The sequence below is a fragment of the Monashia sp. HAY1-2A genome (assembly GCF_056755315.1).
The window spans coordinates 1-229 of the sequence record NZ_JBNDHY010000884.1 but is presented as its reverse complement, the minus strand read 5'-3'; the positions used below and the strand labels follow the sequence as shown (position 1 = coordinate 229).

General features: G+C 70.3%; 1 protein-coding gene. It reads left to right on the top strand.

Features of this window, described 5'->3' with window-relative positions; translation table 11 throughout:
- Nucleotides 1-229, top strand: a 229-nt coding sequence (locus tag ACPYOM_RS24295; RefSeq protein WP_481347946.1) for a DUF3152 domain-containing protein, incomplete at both ends; no start/stop codon positions are given.

Sequence of the window (229 nt, the reverse complement as noted above, 5' to 3'; positions counted from 1 at the left end):
CGGACACTACCGACCGCCTCTGCGCCACGCTCGAGACCTGCGGCCAGGTCAGCGGCCACACCTCGGGGCGCGTCGTGCTCAACCTGCGTCGGTGGTTCCTCGGCGCCGATGCGTATGGCAAGGACGTCACCGGGTACCGCACCTACCCCGTCAACCACGAGGGGGACCACGGCATCGGTCACGCGCACGCCTACTGCGGGGGTCCCGGCAAGGTCGCGCCGGTGATGAT